Raw genomic sequence first — 2,497 nt, 5'->3', positions numbered from 1 at the left:
TCGGCGGACGGTTCAGAACGCGAGCGCGCCGCGACAACAGCGGCGCGGGCGGCGGCAGGGGACGGGGCGGACGGCGGTGTGCATCGGCCCTCCTTCCGGCTCGCTGCGTGTGGGCTCTGGGCCCATCGTGCTGAACCGCGCGGCCCGCTGTCAATCGTCATCTTCCCTGGTGGAGAAGGGTGTTGCCGCTTCGTTTCGGTCGCTTGCGGCTGTTTGCGGCCTGTTGCGGCGGATGACGGCGCGATGACGGGCGCGCTTCGGCCGGGCGTTCGGGCTTGTCCCGGGCGCGCGGCGGTTACTAACTTGCGGAGCAGAAGTAATCCGGGCCGGTGCGGGCGGCGTGCGCACCGGGGCCGACGCCTGCCCGGACGCGGACCGCCCGTTACACTCCGTCATGCTGGCGGCTACTGGTGAAGGAACCGGGAGAGGTCCAGCCCGAGGCTGCCGAGCATGGGCAGCGCGCCGAGATCGGTGATGCCGCCGACCGGGATGCTGTAGCCCCCGTTGACCTCGCGGGGCGCGGCGGTGGCGGGGGCCGCGACGGCCGGGGTCAGGACGGCGCCGAGGAGCAGGGCGGCGAGTGCGGTGCGCATGGGGCGGGCCTCCGGGACGTTCGGCAGTGACGACCTGTCAACACGGGGCGCGGCGGGGCGGTCACGCATCTTCGCCCCTTCGGCCGCATTGGTAAAGATTCTTGCCTTGTGTTCATGACAACACTGTGGAGGTCTGGACCACCCCGAGGAGGAGCACATACGTTCCCTTCACCGGGTGGGCTCCGGATCGTCGAACCGCCCCGCGGATTCGGCGAGTTCGGCCTGTCATGCCCACGACTGCCCGGGCTTCGTCGAACCGGAGGGAACGAACCATGCGCGCCATCGGCAAGAACCTCAGGATCCTCGCGGGCGCCCCGCTCGCGGCCGCCGCCCTCATCGGCCTGACCGCCGGCACCGCCAGCGCCGCGATACCGCTCAACAAGCCGATGACCGGCAAGGCCACCTACTACACCGACGCCGGCTACGGCGCCTGCGGCACCCAGATCAACGCCTCCACGCAGATGCTGGTCGCCGTCTCGCACACCTGGTGGACGACCGCCAACCCGAACAACGACCCGGTGTGCCAGGGCATTTCGGTCAAGGTGACGTACCAGGGCAAGACCATCACCGTTCCGGTGAAGGACCAGTGTCCCTCCTGCGACTCCACCCACATCGACCTCAGCCAGCCCGCCTTCGCCAAGCTGGCCCCGCTGGACAAGGGCGTCATCACCGGCCTCACCTGGCAGTTCGTCAAGACCGGCCTGAGCGGCAAGACCGTCGAGCTGTCCGCGCCGATCACCGGCTCCACCATCGGCTGAGGCCCGCCCTGGCCCTTGTGCCCACCCCCGCCTCCGCGCGGGGGTGGGCACAGCGCTATTCGGAGGCGGTGGCGCCGGAGGGCTGTGCGGCGGCGTCGGCGTTGGCGAGGATGGTGACGAAGTCGGCGGGATGGAGGGGCCATGAGTTCGACAACCATTGAACCGGCCGGGGAGGGTCGGGCACGCCCCCTGGCCGTCGCCGGATTGGTCGCCGCCGCGCTCTTCTGGGCCGGGAACATCGTCGTCGGCAAGCTCGTCGCGCCCGTGCTGGGCCCGGTCTCGCTGCTGTTCTGGCGCTGGGCGATCGCCGTGGTGCCCCTGCTCGTGATCGCGGTGACGGCGGAACGCCCGCGCTGGCGCGAGGTCCTGCGCTCCTGGTGGCTGCTCGTCCTGCTGGCCGGCACCGGCATGTGCGGGTACGGGCTGCTGCTGTACGCCGCGCTGCAGTACACGGACGTCGTCAACGCCTCGCTGATCAACGCCTTCAATCCGGCACTGATCGCGGTTGCCGCGGCCGTCTTCCTGCGCGAGCGGCTGCGCGCGACGGAGCTGGTCGGCATCGGGATCGCGCTGGTCGGCGTGCTGGTGGTGCTCACCCGGGGCGACCTGGCCGGCCTCTTCCGGATCGGCTACGGCACCGGAGACCTGCTGATGGTCCTCGCGATCTGCAGCTGGACGGCCTACACCGTCCTCGGCCGCAGGGTGCGGCACCTGCCGCCGATCACCGTGGCGGCCACCCAGGCCGTCATCGCGGTCCTGGTGCTCGCCCCGGTCGTGGCACTCACCGGCCTGAACGTCCCGACCTCGGCGGGGGCCGTCTGCGCGACGCTCTTCATCGCGCTGTTCCCGTCGGTGCTCTCCTACCTGTTCTGGAACCGTGGCGTCCTGGTCGTCGGCGCCGCCCGCGCGGGCGCCTTCATGAACCTCATCACCCTCTTCGCCATCCCCCTCAGCCTCGCGACCGGCGCCACCCTCGACGCCCCACAGCTCGCCGGCGGCCTGGTGGTCCTCACCGGCGTCGCCATCACCTCCCTCCGGGCCCGACGGGCATGAGTAGCGTGTGAGGCCTCCGGGTCCACCGGTGGCGAGAGGAGAATGCGGGCAATGGCCGAGAAGCGGATGCTCTACGTCGTCGTGTGCGCGGCG

The 2,497-nt window shown here is 71.0% G+C and carries 3 protein-coding genes; 2 read left to right on the top strand and 1 reads right to left on the bottom strand.

The genetic code is table 11. The annotated features are described in order from the left end of the window. Positions 1-404: 404 nt before the first annotated feature. On the bottom strand, positions 405-593 hold the full coding sequence (locus J0670_RS35685; RefSeq protein WP_207816765.1) for a hypothetical protein: 189 nt from the start codon (positions 591-593) through the stop codon (positions 405-407). A 272-nt stretch (positions 594-865) separates the two neighbouring features. Here J0670_RS35685 and J0670_RS35680 point away from each other — a divergent pair, with 272 nt between their 5' ends. Together J0670_RS35680 and J0670_RS35675 are read left to right on the top strand one after the other, a co-directional pair. Beyond that, positions 866-1,351 carry a cysteine/serine endopeptidase inhibitor gene (locus J0670_RS35680; RefSeq protein WP_207816764.1) on the top strand — a complete coding sequence of 162 codons (486 nt, stop codon included), beginning with the start codon at positions 866-868 and terminating at the stop codon, positions 1,349-1,351. 141 nt (positions 1,352-1,492) lie between these two features. Then, the gene (locus tag J0670_RS35675) at positions 1,493-2,404 is read left to right on the top strand and encodes a DMT family transporter (RefSeq protein WP_207816763.1); all 912 of its coding nucleotides are present in this window, start codon (positions 1,493-1,495) and stop codon (positions 2,402-2,404) included. The last annotated feature ends 93 nt before the right edge of the window (positions 2,405-2,497 follow it).

The sequence above is a fragment of the Streptomyces sp. FH025 genome (genome assembly GCF_017427025.1).
Lineage (GTDB): Bacteria > Actinomycetota > Actinomycetes > Streptomycetales > Streptomycetaceae > Kitasatospora.
The sequence above is the reverse complement of the archived record's forward strand: the minus strand, read 5'-3'. Positions and strand labels throughout refer to the sequence as shown.